At 69.7% G+C, this 7,579-nt stretch carries 7 protein-coding genes; all 7 read left to right on the plus strand.

Translation table 11 applies throughout. From position 1 onward, the window contains the following. Positions 1–895: ATP-binding cassette domain-containing protein (locus tag QZX79_RS12575; protein ID WP_294568602.1), on the plus strand; the 895-nt coding region annotated here is incomplete at its 5' end. After that, entirely contained in the window at positions 892–1,908 is a 1,017-nt protein-coding gene (locus QZX79_RS12580) for an ABC transporter permease (RefSeq protein WP_294568603.1), read from the plus strand. The genes QZX79_RS12575 and QZX79_RS12580, both read left to right, overlap by 4 nt. Beyond that, a complete protein-coding gene (locus tag QZX79_RS12585; RefSeq protein ID WP_294568604.1) occupies positions 1,905–3,002 on the plus strand; it encodes an ABC transporter permease in 1,098 nt (365 codons plus the stop codon). The genes QZX79_RS12580 and QZX79_RS12585 overlap by 4 nt, the downstream gene beginning before the upstream one ends. Beyond that, the gene (locus QZX79_RS12590) at positions 3,002–4,234 is read left to right on the plus strand and encodes a substrate-binding domain-containing protein (protein ID WP_294568605.1); all 1,233 of its coding nucleotides are present in this window, start codon (positions 3,002–3,004) and stop codon (positions 4,232–4,234) included. The genes QZX79_RS12585 and QZX79_RS12590 overlap by 1 nt, the downstream gene beginning before the upstream one ends. A gap of 33 nt (positions 4,235–4,267) precedes the next feature. Next, positions 4,268–5,125 (plus strand): sugar phosphate isomerase/epimerase, encoded by an 858-nt coding sequence (locus QZX79_RS12595; protein ID WP_294568606.1) that lies wholly within the window; start codon positions 4,268–4,270, stop codon positions 5,123–5,125. Positions 5,126–5,137: 12 nt separating this feature from the next. After that, positions 5,138–6,310, plus strand: a complete 1,173-nt coding sequence (locus tag QZX79_RS12600) for a Gfo/Idh/MocA family protein (RefSeq protein ID WP_294568607.1) — start codon at positions 5,138–5,140, stop codon at positions 6,308–6,310. Positions 6,311–6,359: 49 nt separating this feature from the next. Beyond that, a complete protein-coding gene (locus QZX79_RS12605) occupies positions 6,360–7,358 on the plus strand; it encodes a sugar phosphate isomerase/epimerase (RefSeq protein ID WP_294568608.1) in 999 nt (332 codons plus the stop codon). Positions 7,359–7,579 lie beyond the last annotated feature (221 nt).

The following is a 7,579-nucleotide window of genomic DNA, read 5'->3' on the forward strand; positions in this document are numbered from 1 at the left end:
GCTCAAGGAGATCTTCGACCTCTGCGATACCATTACCGTCCTCAAGGACGGCCGGGTCGTCGGCACCCGCCCCGCGGCGGAGCTCAACGACGCCGCCCTCGTCCGCATGATGGTCGGCCGCCCCATCTCGGCCTACTACCCGGAGGTGCGCCCGGGCACTACGGTCGGCCGGACGCTGTTGAGCGTCGAAGGCGGCGGCAACCACCAGCTCGACGCCATTGACCTCGACCTGAGGGCCGGCGAGATCGTGGGGGTGGCCGGGCTGCAGGGCTCGGGGCGGACCGAGCTCGTGGAGGCGGTCTTCGGCGCCGCGCCCTTCACCCGCGGCCGGATGGAGCTCGACGGCCGGCCCTTCACCGCGGCCTCCCCCCGCGAGGCCATCCGCCGGCGTGTCGCACTGATCACCGAAGACCGCAAGGCCCAGGGGCTGAGCCTCAACCAGTCGATCCTCAACAACGCGCTCGGGGTGATCCGGTCTGTCTTCCCCTCGCGCACCACCGAAGCCCGCGCCGCCACCCCCGGCGTCCTGTCCTCGCTCGAAGTTGTGGCACGGGACCTCGACCAGGAGGTGCAGTACCTCTCCGGCGGGAACCAGCAGAAGGTCGTCCTGGCCAAGTGGCTCGCCATCGACCCGCTGGTGGTCCTTCTCGACGAACCGACCCGCGGCATCGACGTCGGGGCCAAACTCGCCGTGTACGAGCTCATGCGGAGCCTCGCCGCCGAAGGCAAGGCGCTGCTCATGGTCTCCAGTGAACTGCCCGAACTGCTGGGAATGAGCAACCGCATCATGGTGATGCGCGACGGCAGGATCGCCGGTGTCCTCCCGGCAGGGGCAAGCGAGGAACAGGTCCTGCAGCTGGCCACCGGGGCCCGGAACGAAACGGCACTTCCATGAAAATCACCTCCCGGCTCACCTCGACCCACATCGTCTACCTCGTGGTGCTGCTGACCATCATCGCCGGCACCATCCTCGTGGCCGCCGCAGGGCGCAGCTTCTTCAGCGCCGGCAACGTCTCCTCGATCCTCACCGGCACCAGCGTCCTGGGCTTCATCGCCATCGGCCAGACCCTGGTGATCCTCGTGGGAAGCCTGGATCTCTCCGTGCCCTACGTGGTGAGCCTGAGCAGCCTGCTCGCGGCGGGGATCATGGCCAACCAGCCGGCCAATATCCTTCCGGGCGTCCTCGTGGCCCTGGCGGTGGCTGCGGTCATCGGTCTGATCAACGGGCTCGTGGTGTCCGGGCTGAAGGTCCACGGCTTCATCGCCACCCTGGGCACGGGGCTGATCATCAGCGGCTACCTTGCCACCAACTACAAGGGCAGCTCCGGGCAGGCACCGCTGTCCTTCCGGCTGGTGGGTGCCACCGGCCTCGGACCGGTACCCATCTCCACCCTGATCATGCTCGCCTGCGCCGCCGTCGTCCTGCTGGTGCTCGACCGCACCCGGCTTGGACACTCGATGTACGCCGTGGGGGGCGACATCAACGTGGCCCGCATGTCGGGCATCCGTACCAGCACCCCCATCATCGCCGCCCACATCATCTGCTCCGTCCTGGCCGGCATGGCGGGACTGCTGCTGGCCGCGCGGCTCGGGGTGGGCAGTCCCACCATCGGCAGCCAGGGCGGCTACGACCTGCTCTCCATCGCCGCCGTCGTCCTCGGCGGCACCCTGCTGGCCGGCGGAAAAGGATCACTCGTGGGAACCCTCGGAGGCGTCCTGATCTTCGCGATGATCGACAACATCATGAGCGTTCTGCAGATCAACCCCTTCCTCAAGGATGTGGTGCGCGGCATCGTCATCGTCGCCGCCGTCGCGGTCTACGCCGGACGCCGGGTGGTCAGCCGGACCGCCCGCTTCGACGACACCCCGCAGGAAACCGTGTCGACCCGGCAGGAGGTCGGCGCATGAGCACCCTCGCCCCGGACCGGAAGGCCGAACTGCGGCGCGACCGCTCACCCCGGAAGGACCGCCTGCTGCGCGGAATGCGCACCCCCGGCGGGGCGGTGTTTCTCCTGCTGCTGGCCCTGCTCGCCGCCGTCATCGTCGTCAACCCCTCCTTCGGCGAGCCGGGCTCCCTGATCCGCTTCATCGGCCGCACCGCACCGATCGCGATCGCCGCGATCGGGCAGTACTTCGTCATCGTCTCGGGCGAGTTCGACCTCTCCATGGGATCGGTGGTGACAGCCCAGGTCATTATCGCCGGGAACCTCATCGGCCAGGACGACGCGAAGGTCCTTCCCGTGCTGCTCCTGATGCTCGTCTTCGGCGCGCTCATCGGCCTGATCAACGGCCTCGTGACGACGCTGCTGAAGATTCCAAGCTTCATCGTCACCCTCGGCATGATGCTCGCCCTGCTGGGCCTGGTGCTCTACTGGACCGGCGGTGCCGCCACCGGAAACCCCGCAGACACCTTCCGCCAGATCGGCCGCGGCGGCATCGAGAACATTCCGGTGCTCGAGATCCTGCCCTACCCGGTGCTGATCCTCCTGGCCATCGCCGGCGGGGCCTTCTGGCTGATGCGCCGGCCCTACGGGCGCACCCTGGTCGCCGTCGGCGACAACGCCCGTGCCGCGGCCCTGACCGGGGCCCGCGTGTGGTGGATCCGCACCCGCGCCTTCATCCTCTCCTCGCTCGCCGCCACGGTCGCCGGCATCATCCTGGTCGGCTACGCCGGGGTGCACCCCTCGGTGGGGCGTGGCTACGAGTTCACGGCCATCACCGCCGTCGTCCTCGGCGGGGTGGTGCTGGGCGGCGGCCGCGGCTGGGTGCTCTCCGCGGCCGCCGGGGCCTTCGCCCTGGAGATGCTCTTCGCGCTGCTGAACTTCGCCGGCGTCGCATCGACCTGGCGCGACACCGTCCAGGGCATCATCATCGTCGCCGCCGTCGCGGCCGGCGCACGCACCTGGGAGCGCCGCCGGCGCGGGGCGTCCAGCGCCACCCACGACAAGCAGACACCAATTGCACAGCCGCCCGCAGTGGGCACCAATGAGGGAGGAAAATGATGCGCCGAAGCATCCAATCAAAGGTCACGGTGGTCGCAGCGGCAGCGTTGCTCGCCCTGACCGCGTGCACCACCGATCCATCCATCGAGAATCCGCCGGCCGCCGAGACCGAAAGCGGGGAGGCGGCGGCCACCCCGGCCGAGGAGGGCGGCGACGAGTGGTTCGACCAGGCGGCGTTCGATGAGCAGTCCGAGCAGCGCTCGGCCAGCTTCACCGGCGACCCGGAGCAGCCGTGGCTCCAGTATCTCGAGGGAGAGATGACCGACACCTCCGAGTTCGCGTCCGAGGGCGCCAAGAAGGTGTGCTTCGCCAACGCGTCGATCTCCAACCCGTGGCGCCAGACCGGCTGGATCACCATGAACCAGCAGCTCGAGGTGCTCGTGGAGCAGGGCGTGATCTCCGAAATGGAGACGAGGGACGCGCAGGACGACGACAACACCCAGATCGCCGACATCGACTACTTCATCGCCGAGGGCGACTGTGACGCGTTCATCATCTCGCCCAACTCCACCGCCGCCATGACTCCGGCCGTCGAGCGGGCCTGTGAGACCGGGAAGCCCGTGATCGTCTTCGACCGCGGCGTCGAGACCGACTGCGCCACCACCTTCATCCACCCGATCGGCGGTTTCGCCTGGGGCATCGACACCGCCGAATTCCTTGTCGACAACCTCGAGGAGGGCGACAAGGTCGTGGCCCTGCGGATCCTCCCCGGCGTCGACGTGCTCGAGCAGCGCTGGGCGGCGGCGGAGAAGATCTTCGAGGAGAACGGCATCGAGGCGACCGACTACTTCACCGGGGCCGACCCGACCGAGATCAAGAAGATCATCTCGGATGAGCTGTCAACCGGCGACGTGCAGGGTGTGTGGATGGACGCCGGTGACGGCGCCGTCGCGGCCATCGAAGCCTTCGAGGACGCCGGCAAGGACTACCCGGTGATGACCGGGGAGGACGAGATGAGCTTCCTGCGCAAGTGGGAGGAGACCGGACTCACCGGACTCGCGCCCGTCTACTCCAACTTCCAGTGGCGCACCCCGCTGCTGGCCGTCGAGAAGATCTTCGCCGGGGAGGAAGTGCCCAAGGAATGGGTGCTCCCGCAGACCCCCATCCCCGAAGAGGAGCGGGCCGACTTCCTTGCCTCGAACGAGGGCATGCCGGACGGCCACTACGCCAAGTTCGGCGGCACCGACCTCCCGGGCTACCCCGAGGTCTGGCAGGAACGCCAGATCCCGTAACCGGCCGGCAGCACGTTCAGGAGGCAGGGCAGCATGCACCGAAGCATCGGCGTCAATACCTGGGTGTGGGAATCCCCGCTCACCGACGCCACCCTGCCTCCGCTGCTTGCCCGCATCGCCGCCATGGGCTTCGATGCGGTCGAGCTGCCCCTCGAGAACGCCGGGGACCTCACCGCGGAGGTGGTGCGGGCCGCCCTGGGCGGCCTGCAGCCCTTCGTAGTCGGGGCGATGGCCCCGGGCCGGGACCTCGTCCTGGCCGAAGAGCCGGCGATTGCCCGGACTCAGGACTACCTCCGCTCATGCATCGCCCTGGCCCGGGACATCGGCGCCGGGGCGGTGTGCGGGCCGTTCTACTCCTCCACCGGCCGCGTCTGGCGGATGGATGAGGCGGCGCGGCGGGACGCCTACACCCAGCTGCGCCGGAACCTGGCCCCGCTGGCCGAGGAGGCGCTGGCGGCCGGCGTCGTGCTGGGAATCGAACCCCTCAACCGGTACGAGACCTCCCTGCTCAACACCACCGCCCAGGCGCTGGAGGCGCTCGGGCCGCTGCTCGGCCGGGGCGTGGGCCTGGCCCTGGACACCTACCATCTGGGCATTGAGGAGCGCTCCTCGGCGGACGCCATCCGGGCCGCCGGGGAGCACCTGGTGCACCTGCAGGTCTGCGGCAACGACCGGGGAGCCCCGGGCGGTGACCAGACCGACTGGACCGGCATCTTCACAGCCCTCGACGCCATCGGCTACCGGGGCGCGGTGAACATTGAAAGCTTCACGGCGGACAACGCCAGCATCGCCACGGCCGCCTCCATCTGGCGCCCGCTTGCGGAGTCACAGGACGCCCTGGCCCGGGACGGACTGCGGTTCCTGCGCTCGGTCCCCGCCGCCGCCCTCTAAGGAGATCCCCACATGACCACCACCGTTCCAGCACCCGCCCCTTCCCCGTCCGACGTGTCGGCGGATCCTCTGGGGGTGGCGGTCCTCGGCTATTCCTTCATGGGCAAGGCCCACTCGAACGCGTGGCGCAACGTGAATGCCTTCTACCCCTCGCCGCGGGTCGCCCAGAAGGTGCTGGTGGGCCGGGATCCGGCGCAGGTGCGGGAGGCCGCGCGGCAGTTCGGCTGGGAGGAGAGCGCCACCGACTGGCGCTCCGTCCTTGAGCGGGACGACATCGCCATCGTCGACATCTGCACTCCCGGACACCTCCACGCCGAGCTCGCCGTCGCCGCCCTGGAGGCCGGCAAGCACGTCCTCGTGGAGAAGCCGCTGGCGAACTCCGTACCGGAGGCCGCGCTGATGGCGGCCGCCGCGGTGGAGGCCCGCTCCCGCGGCGTGCAGTCGATGGTCGCCTTCAACTACCGCCGGCTGCCGGCGCTCGCCCTGGCCCGTAAGCTCATCGCCGAAGGCCGGCTCGGGGAGGTCCGGCAGGTGCGCCTGAGCTACCTGCAGGACTGGCTCTCGGACGAGGGCGCCCCGATGTCCTGGCGCCTGCGCAGGGAAACCGCCGGCTCCGGTGCCCTCGGCGACCTCGCCTCCCACGCCGTCGACCAGCTGCTGTACCTCCTCGGGACGCCCGTCGTCTCGGTGTCCGGAACCATGAACACCTTCGTTCCAACGCGGGAGGGCGGGCATGGACCGGAACCGGTCACCGTCGACGACGCGGCCTGGGCGACGCTCCGGCTGAGCAGCGGTGCCGTGGCCAGCCTCGAGGTCTCCCGGGTCGCCGCCGGCCGGAAGAACGCGCTCCAGATCGAGGTGTTCGGCTCCCGGGGCGGGTTGCGGTTCGACCTGGAGCGGCTCAACGAGCTGAGGTTCTTCGACGCCGGAGCCCCGGCCGAGGCCCAGGGGTACAGCACGATCCTCGCCACGGAGCCCTCCCACCCCTACCTCGAAGCGTGGTGGCCGCCCGGCCACCTACTAGGCTGGGATTCGACGTTCACCAGCCAGGCCGCGGACCTGCTCCGGGCCATCGAGTCCGGGACGGCGCCGTCCCCCTCGTTCGAGGACGGGCTCGCGGTGCAGCGGGTGCTCGAGGCCCTGCAGGTCAGCGCGGCCCAGGGCAGCCGGGCGGTGGACCTGTGACGCCGGAGGCCGGGCCCCACGCCCGCTTCCCGAACCGAGGAGATGCTTAGTGGGACGAAACTACACGCTGTTCACGGGCCAGTGGGCCGACCTGCCCTTCGAGAAGGTGGCCGAACTGGCCGGCCAGTGGGGCTACGACGGGCTGGAGATCGCCGTCTCCGGGGACCACCTCGACGCCTGGCGGTGGGACGACGACGCCTACATCCAGGACCGGCTGGACATCCTCGAACGCAACGGGCTGAAGGTCTGGGCCATCTCGAACCACCTCAAGGGCCAGGCGGTGTGCGACGACCCGATCGATTTCCGCCACGAGGCGATCGTCGGGCCCAGGGTCTGGGGCGACGGCGACCCCGAGGGCGTGCGCTCCCGGGCCGCTGAGGAGATGAAGCTGACGGCGCGCCTGGCGCAGCGGCTCGGTGTGAAGACCGTGGTGGGTTTCACCGGGTCCTCCATCTGGCAGTACGTCGCGATGTTCCCGCCGGTCTCCGCCGAGGTGATCGAGGCCGGGTACCAGGACTTCGCGGACCGGTGGAACCCCATCCTCGATGTGTTCGACGAATGCGGCGTCCGCTTCGCGCACGAGGTGCATCCGTCGGAGATCGCCTACGACTACTGGAGCACCCAGCGCACCCTGGAGGCGATCGGGCACCGCGAGGCGTTCGGGCTGAACTGGGATCCGAGCCACTTCATGTGGCAGCAGATCGATCCGGTGGCGTTCATCTCCGACTTCGCCGACCGGATCTACCACGTGGACTGCAAGGACACGAAGATGCGGATGGGTGGCGGGCGCAACGGCATCCTCTCCTCGCACCTGCCCTGGGGGGACCAGCGCCGGGGCTGGGACTTCGTCTCGACCGGCCGCGGGGACGTGCCCTGGGAGGCAAGCTTCCGGACCCTGACGGCCATCGGCTACGACGGGCCGATCTCGGTGGAGTGGGAGGACGCGGGCATGGACCGCCTGCAGGGCGCCCCTGAGGCGCTGGCCTTCCTGAAGTCCTTCGACTTCGCCCCGTCCGGCGCCTCTTTCGACGCCGCCTTCAAGCAGTAGCCAAGGCGGTACGGTCGCCGGTGGCGGGCCACCCGCAGACGGGGGCCCGCCACCTCCCGCCGAGTGTGCAGCTCACCACGCTTTGCCGCCCTCGGAGCGTGGTTAGCTGCAGTTTCGGCGAGGAGAGGAGCCGACGCGGAAGGGCCACGGCTAGTAGGGGCCCGCCACCTCCCGCCGAGTCTGCAGATCACCACGCTTTGCCGCGCCCGAAGGGTGGTTAG

Origin of the sequence: uncultured Arthrobacter sp. (genome assembly GCF_902805515.1) — a bacterium.
Lineage (GTDB): Bacteria > Actinomycetota > Actinomycetes > Actinomycetales > Micrococcaceae > Arthrobacter_D.